General features: G+C 39.1%; 14 protein-coding genes. 5 read left to right on the top strand and 9 right to left on the bottom strand.

Annotated elements, in window-relative coordinates; genetic code table 11:
* Positions 1 to 441: 441 nt before the first annotated feature.
* Genes AB669_RS13515 through AB669_RS13535 form a run of 5 tightly spaced genes read right to left on the bottom strand, consistent with a single transcriptional unit; the run spans position 442 to position 7,298 of the window.
* Positions 442 to 2,043: a cysteine peptidase family C39 domain-containing protein gene (locus AB669_RS13515; RefSeq protein ID WP_047799837.1), complete on the bottom strand. Its 1,602-nt coding sequence runs from the start codon at positions 2,041 to 2,043 to the stop codon at positions 442 to 444.
* A 35-nt stretch (positions 2,044 to 2,078) separates the two neighbouring features.
* Positions 2,079 to 3,362, bottom strand: coding sequence for an HlyD family secretion protein (locus AB669_RS13520; RefSeq protein ID WP_053058406.1), 1,284 nt, complete (start codon positions 3,360 to 3,362; stop codon positions 2,079 to 2,081).
* An 8-nt stretch (positions 3,363 to 3,370) separates the two neighbouring features.
* Entirely contained in the window at positions 3,371 to 5,551 is a 2,181-nt protein-coding gene (locus tag AB669_RS13525) for a peptidase domain-containing ABC transporter (RefSeq protein ID WP_082120678.1), read from the bottom strand.
* 50 nt (positions 5,552 to 5,601) lie between these two features.
* Positions 5,602 to 7,005 carry a TlpA disulfide reductase family protein gene (locus tag AB669_RS13530; RefSeq protein WP_047799839.1) on the bottom strand — a complete coding sequence of 468 codons (1,404 nt, stop codon included), beginning with the start codon at positions 7,003 to 7,005 and terminating at the stop codon, positions 5,602 to 5,604.
* Positions 7,006 to 7,055: 50 nt separating this feature from the next.
* Positions 7,056 to 7,298 carry a hypothetical protein gene (locus AB669_RS13535; RefSeq protein WP_047799840.1) on the bottom strand — a complete coding sequence of 81 codons (243 nt, stop codon included), beginning with the start codon at positions 7,296 to 7,298 and terminating at the stop codon, positions 7,056 to 7,058.
* A gap of 569 nt (positions 7,299 to 7,867) precedes the next feature.
* Between AB669_RS13535 and AB669_RS13540 the strand changes: the two genes are divergently transcribed.
* Genes AB669_RS13540 through AB669_RS13555 form a run of 4 tightly spaced genes read left to right on the top strand, consistent with a single transcriptional unit; the run spans position 7,868 to position 11,329 of the window.
* Positions 7,868 to 8,053: a hypothetical protein gene (locus AB669_RS13540; RefSeq protein WP_047799841.1), complete on the top strand. Its 186-nt coding sequence runs from the start codon at positions 7,868 to 7,870 to the stop codon at positions 8,051 to 8,053.
* A 47-nt stretch (positions 8,054 to 8,100) separates the two neighbouring features.
* Positions 8,101 to 9,537 carry a S41 family peptidase gene (locus AB669_RS13545; protein WP_047799842.1) on the top strand — a complete coding sequence of 479 codons (1,437 nt, stop codon included), beginning with the start codon at positions 8,101 to 8,103 and terminating at the stop codon, positions 9,535 to 9,537.
* Position 9,538: 1 nt separating this feature from the next.
* Positions 9,539 to 10,582 carry a sensor histidine kinase gene (locus tag AB669_RS13550; protein ID WP_047799843.1) on the top strand — a complete coding sequence of 348 codons (1,044 nt, stop codon included), beginning with the start codon at positions 9,539 to 9,541 and terminating at the stop codon, positions 10,580 to 10,582.
* 12 nt (positions 10,583 to 10,594) lie between these two features.
* A complete protein-coding gene (locus AB669_RS13555; RefSeq protein WP_047799844.1) occupies positions 10,595 to 11,329 on the top strand; it encodes a LytTR family DNA-binding domain-containing protein in 735 nt (244 codons plus the stop codon).
* Between the two features lie 1,312 nt (positions 11,330 to 12,641).
* On the opposite strand, the gene AB669_RS13570 is transcribed toward AB669_RS13555, so the two are convergent.
* The gene (locus tag AB669_RS13570; RefSeq protein ID WP_047799847.1) at positions 12,642 to 12,995 is read right to left on the bottom strand and encodes a helix-turn-helix domain-containing protein; all 354 of its coding nucleotides are present in this window, start codon (positions 12,993 to 12,995) and stop codon (positions 12,642 to 12,644) included.
* A gap of 100 nt (positions 12,996 to 13,095) precedes the next feature.
* Here AB669_RS13570 and AB669_RS13575 point away from each other — a divergent pair, with 100 nt between their 5' ends.
* Positions 13,096 to 13,437, top strand: coding sequence for an EthD domain-containing protein (locus tag AB669_RS13575; RefSeq protein ID WP_047799848.1), 342 nt, complete (start codon positions 13,096 to 13,098; stop codon positions 13,435 to 13,437).
* 146 nt (positions 13,438 to 13,583) lie between these two features.
* Here the strand turns inward: AB669_RS13575 and AB669_RS13580 are convergent, their stop codons facing one another.
* From AB669_RS13580 to AB669_RS13590, 3 genes are read right to left on the bottom strand one after another with little or no spacing between them, the layout of a single operon-like run.
* Complete coding sequence (locus tag AB669_RS13580; protein WP_047799849.1) at positions 13,584 to 14,516, bottom strand: hypothetical protein; 933 nt, start codon at positions 14,514 to 14,516, stop codon at positions 13,584 to 13,586.
* 21 nt (positions 14,517 to 14,537) lie between these two features.
* On the bottom strand, positions 14,538 to 15,485 hold the full coding sequence (locus AB669_RS13585) for a hypothetical protein (RefSeq protein WP_047799850.1): 948 nt from the start codon (positions 15,483 to 15,485) through the stop codon (positions 14,538 to 14,540).
* A gap of 4 nt (positions 15,486 to 15,489) precedes the next feature.
* Positions 15,490 to 16,152, bottom strand: a complete 663-nt coding sequence (locus tag AB669_RS13590) for a hypothetical protein (protein WP_047799851.1) — start codon at positions 16,150 to 16,152, stop codon at positions 15,490 to 15,492.
* Positions 16,153 to 16,459: the final 307 nt, after the last annotated feature.

Here is a 16,459-nt window from a genome sequence, read left to right on the forward strand (position 1 = left end):
TAATATGATTGAATTACCTGCGCGATTTTGATATCTCAACTTGATTTTCTAAGAAGTTTTCTAAACTCACCAATAGGTTTTTTAGTGCCACATATCTTATTAACCGCTTTGCCAGCTTTATAGTGTGCGGCAAAGCGAACGGATGATGAACGGTATGAATTAACAATATCCAGTCTGTTGTGATGGAGATCCGTCATCAGGAACACAATTACAGCCAACTTGTGAAATTATGCAAGTCCCAACATTGTTCATAGTCATCTGATCCCATTGATTATTCCTCACAACATTGCAGGTTGCCTCCACACTACAATCTGGTTTGGCTGCCCCTCCTAGAATGTTTTTCATTTCGGATTTTGAAATTTCAGTTCTGTTTCTCATAATATTGATTTTAAGTTATATCGGCACTTCGTAGCCGATTTCACGTTTGTTTGTAACTGAAAATTATATCGAGTTTAACACAGATTTCAAGGTTTTTAAATCATATAAATCTGGAAGTTGATATTGATTGAAAATCAGTGTTGGTGTCGACTTAATCCCATAATTACTAATCCATTTTTGCTGTTCGTTAAGAATTTGATGGTCTAATTCGCTGATTGTTGACTGAAAACGGTTCTTCCAATTAGCCGGTTCATCTTTTCCTGTGAGATACCAGCCATCGAGAGCAATGAGTGCGTCTGCAGGCGGTGAAGTTCTAAATAAGGAAAGTAGTGATAGTGCTATCTCTACCTGGTCTTTGTTTCGCTCGTTTAATGCAAATTGTATGCTGATTTTGATATCTGGAAAAGTCTTCATCAATTCAACTACTTCAGCATGCATTTTGGCACATGGACGGCAATAGGGATTACTGATAATAACTAAATGATTTTCACTAGTTATATCACCAAAGGTAATTGGCATATGTTGATGTGATATTTCATAAAACCGCTCTTTTGTTAATAACATTTTGAATACCTCTGAATGATTAGTGAATTTCCGGAGCTTTTGGTTAGTTGGTGTCAAATCGATCTTTGCTTGGATCAACGGTTTGATTATCCACCAGCATATCATCGGGGTTAAGAAAGAGATTACTAAAACAAATCCTGATGAAAAAGACAGGTTCCAGGATTGGAGTAGCAATTGCCCGGAGGCACGAGAGTAATATTGAAAGGCAAAAAATTCCATCCACAATAAGATTTGCACCGTGCAACATAAAAAACAATATGTTTTCGTTTTTAGCTGATATCCTATTGAATAAATAGTGTAAGGGATTGCTAAAACATTAAACCAGGCAAATACATTTATAAAATGGTCATTTGATAGGAGAGAGACTGTTGAGCCCGCAAAATAAAAAAAACCAACTTCACTCCAACTTAGCCAGCTGGTTAGATTGGCGGCGCTGGATTTCAAAATTTCGTTACAGCCATTTTTTCCCTTAATATTACATAGCTGTTTGATGAAGGGGTTATCTGAATTAAATTTCTGAATTAATAAGGCAATTGATGTGAGTAAACCTAAAGTCTTAATGAAAAAAATTAGAGCCAACTCAATGGTGTATTTCGAGGCTGCGACTTTCAAACCAAATAAAATGAGTAGTGAGATAGCTATAAAAGGAAGTAACAGTGAGCGTGCAAATTCAATGAATCTTTTGGTTTTGTAACCATCCTCGCTTATTTTTTCATTTCTTTCTTCTACAAGAAAAATTGTTCCCCCCCAACGATTCAGGAATTCTTGTTTTGACATTTCCTTTTTCGACAAGTGTTGATTGCTATAGATAATGCTTTCATCCTTAATCTCTTCGATTAAAAGAAATTTGCCATTTCCCTCGCGAAGGTGCACGATAAAAGGCACCTCGGTGGCATAGGAAGTAAATTCACTTTGTGGTACGTTATAGGCTGTGTTACTAACATTCCAACCATCCAGACAATCGCTTATTGATAGCAAGCTTGGGTATTCAGGATGTTCCTGTAAACAAGTTCGAACCGAAGTCCGGGTAATCCCAAACCTTTGATTTTCTATTAGTCCAATAGCTACACTTTCTAAATTACTTAAAGGTTTACGAAACATATTGCGTAGTTTTTTAAAGTTTCTCTCCAATGCAATTACCTGCTATTCATCATTTTGATAATATTTCTGAAAAAGCGCTGAAGTAAGGAGCTTTCCTCAGTGATAATTTCGGCACTTCCCTGCATTCCATTTTTAAGAATAATTCTTCTGGACAAATCTTTGTTTTCAAACCTTTCGAAACTCACTTTCGCGATGAATACGCTGTCTCGGTAAGCAACATCCGAAACATAGCTAAGCTTGCCCTCAATCATTCCGTATTGTTCAAAAGGATAACTGTGCATTTTGACCAGCGTAGTGGCGCCACGGCGGATTTTGCCCATGTTATATTGAGGAATTTGTACCTCACCAAAGAAATCTGTATTCCCTGGATTAACAATAAACACCTCCTGCCCGGATTGCAGGTTTTGATTTTGTTGAACAATGCCGGCAAAACTAACCTTCCCGGCCACGGGGGCAATAAACAGGTGTTGCATTACCCAGTTATCAATTTCAGTGATACACTGGTTTAGGGCCTGGGTAAATTTCGACTGTTCTTCGTATATGGTGTGTTTTAAATCGAGTAATTCTTTCTCTTTGGCGCTATAACTGCTCATATTGTTTAATATAGCCGTTTCACTCTGTTGCAGGGGATACTTCGAAACCAGGTATTTATTCTCTTGTTGTTGAAATTCGCTTCTTGATATCACCTTGCTGCCATAAAGTTTTTGGTAAGCCTTATACTCAGCTTCCTGATTGGCGTATTCAAGTTCCTGAATTTTCTTTTGTTTTTCAATTTGGCTACCCAGCGCTTTGATGCTGTTAAGATCTTTTTCCAGAAATGCCATCCGCCGGAGGTAATACCCATTTTTTAATGTAGCCACAAATTGCAAGTATTGTTGGTGAAAATTCTGGTAACTACTTTGTAACTCCCCCAGGTTTAATCCTTCGGGTACAACCATCTGTTGTGTTTCAGCATGATTAACCTTAGCTTGTAATAATTTTAGGGTATTGCTTAACTGCAATACATGGGCTGGAATAGCTGTACTTTCGAAATACCCTAAAGGCTGATTAGCCTGTACTTCATCGCCGTCTTTAACGAGTAATGCTGCAAGCTTACCACTTTGTCTGGCCAGTACTGCTTTTGGCGCATTCAATGAGTTTACCTTAACATTCACCATCACTATATCCGGATAATCGATAAAGGCAGCCATTAATACAATGCCTGCTAGTATGGCAAAGATCAACGTAATACCCCATTTTAAAATCCACGAGGGCACAGCAGTGATAATTTCATGAATGTCTTCGCTGTGGATGTTTTCTTCAAAATCTTTCTCTTCCATAACTTTAATTAGTTTCCAAGTTCGAGCTGATTCTTCACCAATTGGTAATAAACACCCTTCTCGTCCGCGAGCTCAGTATGGGTACCTTGTTCAATGATTTTGCCTTTCTCCAAAACAACAATATTATCGGCATGCTTTACAGTACTTAAACGGTGGGCCACTACAACAACGGTTTTGCCGACTAAGAAGCGTTCAAGATTTTCCATAATCACTTTTTCATTATGTGCATCAAGGGCATTTGTAGCCTCGTCAAAGAATATGTATTCAGGGTTTTTGTAAACGGCACGGGCAATGAGGATACGCTGTTTTTGACCCTGACTTATGCCGTTACCCTCAGCACCGATTTTGGTATTGAGCCCGAGCGGAAGGCGTTCAATAAAATCGGTGATGTTAGCTACCTCTATAGCATTTTTTAGTTTCTCGGGATTAGGGTATTCATCGCCAACGGCTATGTTTTGCGCAATGGTATCTGAAAAGATAAAACCATCCTGCATCACTACCCCGCAAACGCTTCGCCATTGCCTGAAGCTTACCTGGCTTAACGTAGCATGGCCTACTTTGATTTCGCCTTGCTGCGCTTCGTAAAATCGGAGCAATAGTTTTAGGATGGTAGTTTTACCGCTGCCGCTCATCCCAACGATAGCAGTGGTTTTACCTGCTGGAATATCAAGATTGATATTGCTGAGCACGGCTTCACTGCCCGCACCGGGATAGGTGAAAGTAATATTTTGTAAACTTAAACTCCTGTTAGAAGGAAGTTCTTTGATCAGGGATTTTCCGGCAGGTTCCTCATCTTCCATTTCTCTAATTTCACCAAGCCGTTCCAATGAAATTTTCGCATCCTGCAACTGCTGGATAAATCCGAGCATCTGCTCTATAGGGCTGTTAAGCTGCCCAATAATATATTGTACCGCCATCATGGCGCCTAATGTTAATCCACCTTCGATAACCGATTTGGCAACCAGAAAGGTAATGAGTATGTTTTTACCCTCGTTGATAAAAAATGCACCCGCCTGCTGGTATTGGCCAAGGCGTAAACTGCTGATATTGAACCTGAATAAGCCTGCCTGCAATCGCTCCCATTCCCAACGCTTCTGCTGCTCACAGTTGTTGAGTTTAATTTCCTGCATGCCTGTAATCAATTGCACGATGGCACTCTGGTTTTTAGAGGATATATCAAAACGTTTGAAATCAAGATTGCGCCTCCGTTTGAGAAACAACATTACCCAAAAGCTGTACAATACGGTGCTCACCAGAAAAATAATAAAGATGGTGAGGTTGTAGTAGGCCAGCACGAAACTGAAAATGATAAGGTTAAACAAAGAAAAAATTACATTCAGCGTAGGCCCTGTTAAAAATGATTCGATCCGTTTTTGATCATTCATACGCTGCATAATATCGCCAGTCATTTTGGTGTCGAAGAAACTAATGGGTAGTTTCATTAGTTTGATCAAAAAATCGGTAAGAATAGAAATGTTGATCCTCGTGCTGATGTGGAGCAAAATCCATGACCGGATGAAGTCTACACTCATCCGCCCAACAAATAGCATGGTTTGGGCAATTAGAATGATATAAATGAAATTGAGGTTTCGCGTATTAATTCCGATATCGACAACCGATTGAGTAAGGAAAGGAAGAATCAGCTGAAGCAAACTTCCTACCCCCAATCCAACAAAAAGCTGTATCACCAGCGATTTATATTGATACAAATATCTGAGAAGATAGGTGAAGGTCAACGCAGGCTGGTGATCACTCTCCTGCTCAAAAAAATCGGGACTTGGCGACAGCAGGAGCGCAATGCCCTCTCCCTGGCCATGTTTTGGGAGCCAGGATTTGCGAAACTCATTTTCGGAGTAAACAATTAAACCTTTGGCGGGGTCGGCAACATAATAGTTATTGCCCTTTACGCGATGGAGCACAACGAAATGATTCTGATTCCAATGGAGGATCATAGGAAGCTCCGTATCTTTCAGTTCCTTAAGGTAAAGCTTCAGGGCTGTAGTTCGAAAACCTATTTTTTCAGCCGCTTCACTGATGCCCAGCAGCGAAACACCCTCACGGTTGATGCCGGAAATTTCCCTGAGTTTTTGCAGGCTGAAACCTTTGCCATAATGTTTTGCAATCATGCGCAGGCAGCTTGGCCCGCAATCCATTTGATCTGGCTGCTTATAAAAGGTGAATTTTTTCAATGTGATTGGTTAGGTGATAAACGGTTAATTAGATTTCCTGAAGCTTGAAACTACCAGCTTTTAAGCAATTCGAGTAATCTTTTTTCAAAAGCGGGATCATCAGGGCTAACAAAATGATCATTTAAAACTGTTCCATTTCTTTTGATGACCAGGTACCTGGGGATGGACTGAATATCGAAAAAAGACATCAGCGGAGAGTGCTGTTTATCGAGTAAACGATATTGGTATAAGTCGCCATACAGCTTATCATCTTTTAAAGCCGCGATCCATTCACCGGATTTGCTTTCCTCATCAATACTGATGCTGACAAATTTAATGGGTTTATCCTGTAGCCTGGTTTTAATGGCTTCGAGGAATGGCGTTTGTTTGCGGCAAGGTACGCACCAGCTCGCCCACATATCAATAAATACCAGCGAATCTTTTTCATCAATGACATTTTCAAGCGATTGTGTTTTCTGAACAGGATCAATCAGCCGTACATTATTTAAAGCCCGGAATTGGTATTGACTTAAATGGTTGAGAACTTCTGAATTTGAACCACCTTTAAGTTGATTGTAGGCAGACACACGTTTGTAAGCGGCCTGGTAAGCTGGATCGGATTTTCTGGAATAGTGCTTAAGGGAAGCAATAGCAGAAGACATGACACGGTCGGCTCCAAAAAACTGCTCATTGCTGATCAGAAAGCTCAACCTTTGATCAATATTTTTCACCTCCCGTTTATCCCTGATGAGGTGATAAGAAGTAACGTAATATATCAATCCGTCTACATCAGGCGACTGTATTTGGGAGAGCGTGTTTATTTCTGTAAGGATTTGATGTGCCTTTAGCTTTGTTTCGGCAGGCACATTTTGAAAGTTTTGTGGTGTAATGGCTTTGAGCAATGCGGTATAATAGCCAGTTGTTTTGGCAAGCTTCCAGGTATGGGCGGTAGCCGGGTTTAAAAAACCGGTACCTGAAAGGCTGTCAATACGCTTTAACTGCTTGAGGTATATTGATTTGATTGCATTGAAGTAAGCCGATAGCGCCTCTTTTCCTGTAGAAGAAGGAAGTTTTGTAGCCTGATCGTTGAACCATGAATCGATAAAGTATCGGGAGCTGTTTCCATCTTTAACCTCAATATCAAACTGATTTTTTACCTGCAGTGAAAGCTCATCACCAGGATGAAGGTAGAGCTTGTGGTGGTAAAATACGCCATGGTCAATTAGTCCATAACGAAACTCAATAGCTTTGCTGGCGTCCATGGTTTTAACCAGTATGGTATCATGATTTGACAGGTTTCTGAATCCGATGGTTTTATCTTCATCATAAAATATTGAAAACTTTTCGGCCGGCTTCAGAAAAACCCTGATTTTAATATCCCCTACCGCAACCCGTGCTTGTGCGGGTATAAAGTAGCTTACCAGTATGGTGGTAGCAGCCCCTAAAAATAGTAGTGTGGTGATCTTTAGCTTCATATTTTCAAATTAGTTTGCATGGGAATAATCATTCCCATGCATGTGATTTGCTATACATATTCATGTTGCCAGCCATCAGAAGGGCAATCCCAACCTGTTCTGTTACCTGTGTAACTTGCGTGACTTGCAGCTACATCGCCGGCGTTTACGTTACCACCTTCGTTTACATAAGCTACGATAGTTCTGGTGTCTCCATTGATTTCATAAACAATACAACCTCTGTCTGAGGTATCAGCTAAGCCACCCATCACATTTTTCATCTCAGCTTTGCTGAGTAAATTTACTTTTTTCATGTTTAAAATTTAAGTTGTGATTGTAATATTGGTCAACCTTTCACGCAAGGTTGACTTAAGCGATGACAGTAAACGCCGTCATTCGTTTCGGGAAGCGATCCGTTTGCAACCGTATGCTTCTCTAGTTATTGAAAAAATTCTTATGGTTGCAACCAGCCTAACATCGCCCCGGATAGACGGGTATGATGTTAGCGCCAGAAACAAAATTGAGATGGTTAATAAAGTATTGTATGTATTCTTTTTGCTTATATGCCATTACGACACTACGAAGTTTCGGCTTTTAATGTTTAAATCAAAGCCACTATAATGCCTATTACACCAAATGCCAGTTTCCTGGGACACACATGGATTTTATCGATACCAAGTGCTATAAGAATCGCCTGTAGCGGACAAAAAGCTCAGAAAAGTCGGTTTTCGTCAAGGTGCAAAGGCGGTGTATTTATGCCAACTGGTTTTTGGATCAAAAAAGACGTATTTTGTCCTTGAAATACCTGGTTTGGTGTATTATTTTTGATCATATACTTTCCAAAAGGTAGTTTTATCTATTGATTAACTTAATCTTTGGAAACATGACGAACAAGAAATTGAAAAAAACAACAATGTTTATCTTTAAAAGAAAACCTGCTTTTCATCTGAGTAAAGAGGAAATGCAAAAGATTAAAGGTGGTGGAGGCAATACCAGCGATGACATTCCACCATCTACGCTTCCGGGATGCGTTGAAGATAAACCCACGTTGGGCACCATCAGCCTTTAAATGCCTCACGTTTTAAACCATTACAATTAAACTAACCTTCCTTGTCAATGCGTGCTTCACTTACATTTTCAATCCTGATCCTACTTACCATTGCCACTGCTTCAACATACGCACAGAGTTGTAACTGTAAGGATAACCTCGAGTTTGTAATGGCAAGAATTAAAAAGAATTATGTGGGCTACAGTGATAAGGTCAATCTTCAAACGGTAAAAAGATTCGATTTTTTAACTGATAGCCTGCTCGCTGAAGCTGGCAAAGTGCCCACATATCAGTGCTTGCCAATTTTAAAAACATGGTTATCTTTTTTTAATGACAAGCACATCAGCATTTCGTATGATGATAGCGGTTACAGCGTTGAGCAAATAAAAGACTACTACGCCAGGGAGGAAACAACCAGTTGGACAGCCTTATCCTTTAAGGACTATCTTGACAGGGATAAGGCTGTTTTAGACAGTGTTGAAGGTGTTTGGAAGGATGAGAGTGGGGCTTATCAGATTGGTATTGTAAAAGACAGGGGCGATTTCATTGGCTTTATCATTAAGGCTGATGGAAAAAGATGGTTGCCTCAGCAGGTTAAAATGCGTATTTCTAAACTAGGTAATGTTTATGGCCTGAAGTATTTTAGGGCAATAGATCATTCGAACAACATTCTCTCCATTTATAAAAATGCTGATACATTGACTTTTACAGATGGGAAAGTTTTGTCAAGATGGTTTAAGAACGGTCCGCCGGTTAGTGTGTCAGGAAAACAACAAGCGGGTACATCTACTGAAAAACCATCTTTTAAGATACTTGACGATAAAACTTGCCTTTTTCAGCTACCAGCGTATGCAACATTGGCCAATGTTGCAGCGGTAGATAGCATTCTTAAACAACATAAAAACGCAATTAAAAACCACCGGCATTTAATCATAGATATTCGGAATAATTATGGTGGTTCTGTTCTGGTGTATGATAAACTGATCCCATACCTTTATACCAGGCCCATTTTAACTGAAGGTGGAAGTGTATTGGCCACTGAAGAAAATATACGCGACTATTATAGTGCTATACCTGCAAATATTCCCGACAGCATTAAAAAAGGATTTGTCAGGAATTTAAATGTTTTAAAAGCACACCTTAACCAGCTATATCCCTTGTATCCTGTTGACACTATCAAACTCAAAGAAGTAATGGCTTATCCCAAAGAGGTATCGATAGTAGTAAACAGGAATACCGCCAGTGCCGCAGAACTTTTTATGCTCCAGGCTAAACAAAGCAGTAAGGTAAAGCTATTTGGCGAACGTTCTTCAGGGGCAATTGATTATTTGGAAGTGGTGAAAACAAAACTACCCTGCGATATATACACACTGGGATATCCTGCGTGCAAATCGTCGAGACTACCCGATTTTCCGCTGGATAATACCGGAATACAACCAGATGTTCGAATAACTTCGGAAATAAAAGATTGGGTAGGATTTATTCAATCGTATAAGGAAAGATAAATTGAAACAAAAACGGAAAATTATATTATACCACCTGTTCTTCTGGTTGGGATACATGCTGGTGAGCACGCTGATCGAATTTGCGGGCAACCCCGGTGGATATTTCTTTAGTATCGGTGACTTTTTCTTCACTCAATTTCCGAATATCTGTACTTTTTACCTGTGCCTGTTGGTGTTTTCCAGATACCTTAACCCATTAAAAACATTCCCGCTGATGAGCGCGGTCGTTATGGTATACCTGATTTCATTCCTCATATGGTACGTTACTGCTTATCATGTCAGGCCGCTGATCAAAGCCAATGGTGGCGCCACACCGGAATTTCACATCTGGAAGTTTGCCGTACCTGTGCTGTGGCTATACATTAAGTATGCTTTTTTTGCTTTCGGATATCATTATGCCAGCGAAAACATCAAATACCAAAAGCAGTTGCGTATTATAGTGGAGGAAAAGCACCAGGCACAATACGCATTCCTCAGGGCACAAATTAATCCGCACTTTTTGAATAATACCCTCAATTTTTTCTATGCCAAATCTCTCCCGCTATCTTCAGAATTATCAAACGGTATTATGACTTTGAGTGAAATTATGCATTATTCCTTGAAACAGGATCATGAAAGCCAAACGGAAATTATTGAAGAGGAGGTGGACCACATCAGAAACGTAATTAAGATCAATCAACTCCGGTTTAATCATGAGTTACAAATCCTGCTCGAGGTAAAGGGCAGTACTACAAATGTTCGCGTTGTTCCGCTGGTTTTGATTACTATCGTGGAAAACATGCTAAAACATGGGGATTGTACTGATCCGGCTAATCCAGCCAGAATTACGCTCGATGTTGTTAAAGAACAAAATTGCATAACCTTCAAAACCTATAATATCAAAAAGAAAGGTCCGAAGGAGCAATCAAGCGGAATTGGAATCAATAACATTGGAAACAGGCTTGCACACCATTATGGGACGAATTTTAGCCTGAAAATTACTGATACTGCTACCGATTATGCTGTTGAACTTACGCATCCTATATTGACATCAGGCAAAAATTAAAAAACCTACATTATGATAAACTGCATCATTGTCGACGATGAAGCCCATGCGATTGAAGTATTAACTCACTATATCAAATCAGTAGATCAACTAAATCTGATCGCCAGCTTCACTAAACCAACGGAAGCCATTACGTTTTTAGGCGGGCAGCATATCGATTTGATATTTCTAGATATCCATATGCCCACGCTCTCAGGCCTCGAATTTATCCAGACAGTTCGCCACAAAAACTATAATTTCATACTCACAACAGCTTACCGTGAGTTTGCTTCTAATGGCTTTGACCTCGATGTGATTGATTATCTGGTTAAGCCTATCCCCTTTCCACGTTTTTTGCAGGCCATCACCAAAGTGCAGAAAACAATAAACCCTATGCCGCAACAGGGACAAAATGAATCAGTTGATGCCGATTACTTTATTGTTAAAACGGCTTCTAAAAGTAAGATGGTTAAAATTTACGTCAAAGATATTGACTATATAGAAGGTATGAAAAATTATGTTGCTTTTCACCATAACGGTGTCAGAACCCTGGCTCTGATTACGATGAAAGACGTTGAGGATAAATTACCCGAAAAAAATTTTATGCGCATTCAAAAGTCATTTATAATTGCCATGAACAAAATTGTCGCAATTAGCGGAAATCAGGTGATCCTTAAAGATATCTCATCTGAAATATTGATTGGAGAAACGTATAAAAAGAATTTTTTAGACACTTTAAAAAAGCAAATGATCAACCCCGGTAGTTAGCCTTTTCAACAAGCAGGCATTAGGATAGTTAAGTTACCGCACATGCCATGAAATCGAGCTATTTACCAGCGGTGCTTTTAAGTATTTTGTTGATGTCCACGCCGTGGTTTGCCAAAAAAAGGACGCAGTAAAGAAATAACATCTTCACAGTTGCACCACCTTGTTTATATTTATATGACGAACCTGGGATATTTCTGTTACCGATACAATCATGAATTTATAAAATGACCTCAAACGCGAAATGAAATAATGCTTCAATCTTATTATCAGGTTAGGTTGCTATCAAAATAAAACATAAATTTTAGATTAGGGCAAAATTTGTACGATGCCTAATGCAATTTACCAGGTATTAAAAGAAGTATTGATTTACAAAGAAATTCCAGATTATTTTTCCTACAAATGAGCATACCAAAGCTAAAATGAAAAAACAAATACCTAGCCTATATTTCAAGAGTTTGTTTGCCTTAATTAACAACGGACACATACATCCTAACAATAAAAATAAAAAATAACCAGTTGTAAAAATGCGATTGATGAGGGCGAGATTCTTGATATGCTGATTTCCGGGGTAATATAGCTCATCTAAAGGTATTAATTGATATCCTCGATATGCTGTAAACATTCCACTTTGTATTAAGCTGATTATGCCTAAAGGGCCGCCAAATGGCGATATCATATAAGCCAATAAAATAAGTATACAAACGGAAACACTAATGATATACAATGTTTTTAAAATATTAATTCTTTTAAACATATTTGAGAATGCTATTGGATATTGTCATCTAGCAATGAATAATATTCGCCGTGATCAAATGTAATTGGTAAATCTGAAAACACATAACTTTGGCAAAGAAAGTAAGTTTATTTTGGGCCTATGACTGGGAATCGATCGTGAGGATCTTCGTTGTAGTTGGAGCTTTTACAGCTATACTATTTTCTGCGTTTAATATTTCCTATTTGAGCATGTTATATCGGGGCTTAGGGAAGAACGGCATCACGACCGCTACAATTTTGGCCAAGAAGGAAATATATACTAACATTCAAACGGTTACTAGAGGAAATACAACAAAAATGGATAAACTTAATGTAATTTATACTTATAGTATTGGAAACGCTATTATAGTTGATTCTTGCATACTGAGTTACTCTTTTATGAACTCGCGGGTTTTACACAAAATTAATACTGAGAATTTGCCAATGACGGTTACCGTAAAATATAAACTTAATAATATACGTGAAAATGTACTTTGGCTTGTGGATTAAGTTGTATCCAGGTATGTAAGGGATTTGCTTGCAATTTTGGGCTGCAGCTTTATTGTTGCTTTTCCCCGGGAACCCCCTCCAAAACAGCTCTGTTGTTTTCGCCCCATTGCTCGATGCTAATAATTAGTGGCAACAGGCTATTCCCCAACGGCGTTAACCGATATTCGACTTTAGGGATTTTGGTATCGAAAGAAATCTTTTCTACGAAGCCATGGAGCACCAGTTCATTTAGTTGTTTGGTCATCACTCTCCTGTCGGCCGCGATGGTCTTTTGTAGTGCTCCCGGCCGTTTAATATCCTCTGAGATATAGTAGATCAGCATGAGTTTCCACTTCCCGTTTAAAAGCTCCTTAAATATGTGCAGGCCACACTCTTTTCTGATTGGGATTTTCTTTTGATACATCGTTCGGTCAATCAATTGTAAAAGCAAATAAGCACAAATTTGTGCGTACTTGATGTAAGGTTGCTAAGGAAGTAGGTTTGTTGAAATTAATATACAGACAATGATCAAATTTACATTTTTAGTACACAAACTGCCAGGCATGAGCCGTGAAGAATTCATTGATTATCATAAAAATCACCACGCGCCTTTATTCTGTTCTATCCCCGAAACCGAGCTTTATGTGAGGAAGTATGTGGTGAACCACCCAATGGTTGCGGAAGGTTTTCCTGAACCTTTTTACGATGCTGTAGTGGAAATTTCATTTGACTCCTTTGAGGATTTCAATACCTTCTTCTCTTCAGAAAACTATTTAACAAAGGTGCATCCGGATGAGCCTACATTTTTTGATACTTCAAAATATGTTGCAATGGCAACCAATGAAAACATTATCAAAGCGGGTTAATAGCAAAATTAAGTTTATAGTAGAACTATTGTGTGTTTACGGTAGTGAAGATGCGGACAACGGTAAGGCTAGAATAAAAAACCATGTAAGAAATAATGACTTACATGGTAATTCTTTGACGGATTTTTAATGCGGATGACGCATCATTATCTCATACTTCTTTCGATTTGCTTGGAAAGATCTTTAATATCTCCTGATTTAAGATTATACGATAATGATTTTGATGTTGAATAGATGGTTTCGCCTGTTTTTGAGTTTACCACACAAACAATTTTGCTCGAACTATCTTTAACGAAAAGTAAATAGTAGGCTGGTTCATCTGAGCTGGTAATCATCTTATCAAGTTCTGCTTTGGTGATGACTTTATAGGGGTACTTATAGTCGTCGAACAGGCGCTCCTCGTCGGCAGTTTTTTCCAGTTTACCAACAAAGGGGCTGAACCTGATCAGGTTGAAATCCGGAACATACAAGTTTTGCGTTGTTAGTTTAGCGAGTTGAGCTTTATTGGCAATATCATCACGTGTAGTTACGTTTTTACCGGCCGAAAGTAAATTAGTAATCTGGCTGAGGTAGTTGTGCAACATACCGGGGCTCCAGTTATAAAGTAAGCCACCGCCATCGAAGTCGTTATTTTTAAAAAAGCTTTTTACGTCAAATGCCTTTTCATCGGGAGACAATGCCACCGCTGCTACCGGCTCGTGATCTGATTTTCTTAATAAGCGGTTTCCGGTAAAATATTTCTCTTTAAGGGTGGAGAGGGATAGCGAATAGTAAATGTTGGTTATGTTGTTCGATCTCATGGTTACCGCTTCAAGGACCAGAAAGCTATCATTAGGGCTTAATGTACTCTGATGATCAGGCGAAAGGAAGTCAATGCCTTTGGAGAGTGTCCAGTTTTTTTGGGCTTGCTCCAGGTATTGACTGGCACCAGGAAATTTGATGCTTTGCACCATGATATAGGTTTTACCCTCTTTGATTTTGCTGAGCTTTTTCGCATCGAAGATGCTTACCTGGGCATTAACATTGAATGAAGCTACCGTGAGCAGCAGCAGAGCGAAGCGTATTAATTTGATTGTCATGATTGATAATGTTAAGAATAACTATTTCCAGTCGGTGTAAACGGCATCATTTTCGGATGTATAAATTTCGCCGGTTAAATTCCGATCTTTTTGTTTATTGAAGCCAATTGCTATAGGCTTGGTGCTTGATGGATTATCGGATGTACGGGTGGTTACAGCAAAAGATTTACTTTCGTTAAACAGTGGGGTGACCATACCATTATAGCTACCAAAACTGTATTCGCTTGCACGCCTGAAGTTGATGAACACGTAAGCCTGGTTGATGTGGTTGGGTTTGGAACTGTCCGAAATATAACCGAGAACAAGGTCTTGATTGTTGCTGGAGAAGGCCACATATCGCATGGTTGGATAAGTGGAATTATCTTCAAATACCACATCTGCACTTTTATTGGCTGGCTTGATAATCATTTTGTATTTATCGCCATATAGATAATGATAGCCATGTACCACATAGGCCAGATCGCCTTTCATGGAGACAGAGGCTGATAAAACTTCGAGTGTTGAACCTGCGGTTATTCCATTGTAAGTAAAGTCGGGCAGTTTCATATCTGTTCCAAAATATACCATTTTATTACCCGATAGGATGTAGAGGGTTTGATCGTCGGCGCTCCAGTCAAACGACTTGATATTGCTATACTGGCTTAGCCGGTTGGTTACCGTACCGTTTATATCTGTAATGACAATGGTGCTGCTGTAATATTCCAGATAAGCGAACTTTTTATGATCGTGCGACATTTTGATCAGTCGTTTGATAACGCCCGGTGTATTGGTGATGCGTTTGCCGGGTTTGGTGATGTTTTCGAGATAGTAAACATCGTTTTTATAGATTAGCGCTACATGTTCTACATCTGGATTTTTGAGCTTAATCAATGCATCGATTTCTTCTTTGGAAACATACGGGTTTTCTGCTTTTTTGCACGAAAAAAACAGGCTAACCAAAAAGATGGATAATAAAAGTATCTTTTTCATGGGCTTAGAATTGATAGGATATTCCTGTGCCTACAGACCAGGCGGTAAAAACTTTACCTAAATCTTTGTGAAATATTGCCGGAGTGAAATTATCATTGTTTCCGGTAGGAGAATAAAGATTGTATTTTGCCAATACATTAAGGGCGATAGATTCTGTAATTGCAAAAGAAACACCCAGCTTAGGGGCAATATATACGTTTCTATCAGCGATTCCGGTAAACGACGATTGGTAAGGGTCGGTAGAAGTGGTTTCGTAATCGGTTTTATAGATCCCGAAATTTAAACCAGCAAGACCTTTGATAACATCTGTAAACCGAATATGGTATAGAAACCCCAGGTAAATAGAAGTTACCTTGTATTGGGTAAACGTGTCAATGCCATAGTTCTCTCCATCATCAAGCAGATAGTAAAATGCTTCGGCCCGTGGCTGATAAACGTGGTGCCCGACAGTGATGTTAGCCGAAAACCTGTCGTTTTGAGATAGCAATACACTAATGTTCGGAGAAATTGCTGGTTTGTAAATGTATTTTAGCTCTCCTAGCGGAGAGTCGTAGTCGGCGCCAATCTGGACACCGATACGCAGCCTGTCATCCTCATAATAAGGATACTGGGCTTTCAGGGCAGTGCATAGCAAAGCCATGAAAAATAATAAGAGCGACTTTTTCATTTTTGTTTGGTGCGCTAAAATACATTTTTTCGAGAATTATTAAAACCGGATTAGTAATTTACTGAACCTTCGAAATGATAAATGGCCAGTTAACGGTTTTCAGTTCACAATTGACAATTAACATTCAGCGGCTCAGAAGCGTTAAAATAAGTTAAACCTGATGGTCTTGCCTGGGGCACCAACTTATTAACCGAGCTTCAACTTTAGGGATTTCACTTTAATGTAAGCCTTGCACAGCTATAGGAATCGGTTTTTGTATTTAAACTATTAACTGTACTTTTACAGTATCTCCCTAAAAACCAACAAG

It is taken from the genome of Pedobacter sp. BMA (assembly GCF_001027745.1).
In the GTDB taxonomy this organism is placed as follows: domain Bacteria; phylum Bacteroidota; class Bacteroidia; order Sphingobacteriales; family Sphingobacteriaceae; genus Pedobacter.

Bases quoted from the DNA above. Each gene is read 5' to 3' on its own strand.
- AB669_RS13555 (WP_047799844.1), top strand. From the start codon at position 10,595: ATGATAAACTGCATCATTGTCGACGATGAAGCCCATGCGATTGAAGTA.
- AB669_RS13580 (WP_047799849.1), bottom strand. From the start codon at position 14,516: ATGACAATCAAATTAATACGCTTCGCTCTGCTGCTGCTCACGGTAGCT.
- AB669_RS13520 (WP_053058406.1), bottom strand. From the start codon at position 3,362: ATGGAAGAGAAAGATTTTGAAGAAAACATCCACAGCGAAGACATTCAT.
- AB669_RS13530 (WP_047799839.1), bottom strand. From the start codon at position 7,005: ATGAAGCTAAAGATCACCACACTACTATTTTTAGGGGCTGCTACCACC.
- AB669_RS13590 (WP_047799851.1), bottom strand. From the start codon at position 16,152: ATGAAAAAGTCGCTCTTATTATTTTTCATGGCTTTGCTATGCACTGCC.
- AB669_RS13540 (WP_047799841.1), top strand. From the start codon at position 7,868: ATGACGAACAAGAAATTGAAAAAAACAACAATGTTTATCTTTAAAAGA.
- AB669_RS13575 (WP_047799848.1), top strand. From the start codon at position 13,096: ATGATCAAATTTACATTTTTAGTACACAAACTGCCAGGCATGAGCCGT.
- AB669_RS13570 (WP_047799847.1), bottom strand. From the start codon at position 12,995: ATGTATCAAAAGAAAATCCCAATCAGAAAAGAGTGTGGCCTGCACATA.
- AB669_RS13515 (WP_047799837.1), bottom strand. From the start codon at position 2,043: ATGTTTCGTAAACCTTTAAGTAATTTAGAAAGTGTAGCTATTGGACTA.
- AB669_RS13545 (WP_047799842.1), top strand. From the start codon at position 8,101: ATGCGTGCTTCACTTACATTTTCAATCCTGATCCTACTTACCATTGCC.
- AB669_RS13535 (WP_047799840.1), bottom strand. From the start codon at position 7,298: ATGAAAAAAGTAAATTTACTCAGCAAAGCTGAGATGAAAAATGTGATG.
- AB669_RS13585 (WP_047799850.1), bottom strand. From the start codon at position 15,485: ATGAAAAAGATACTTTTATTATCCATCTTTTTGGTTAGCCTGTTTTTT.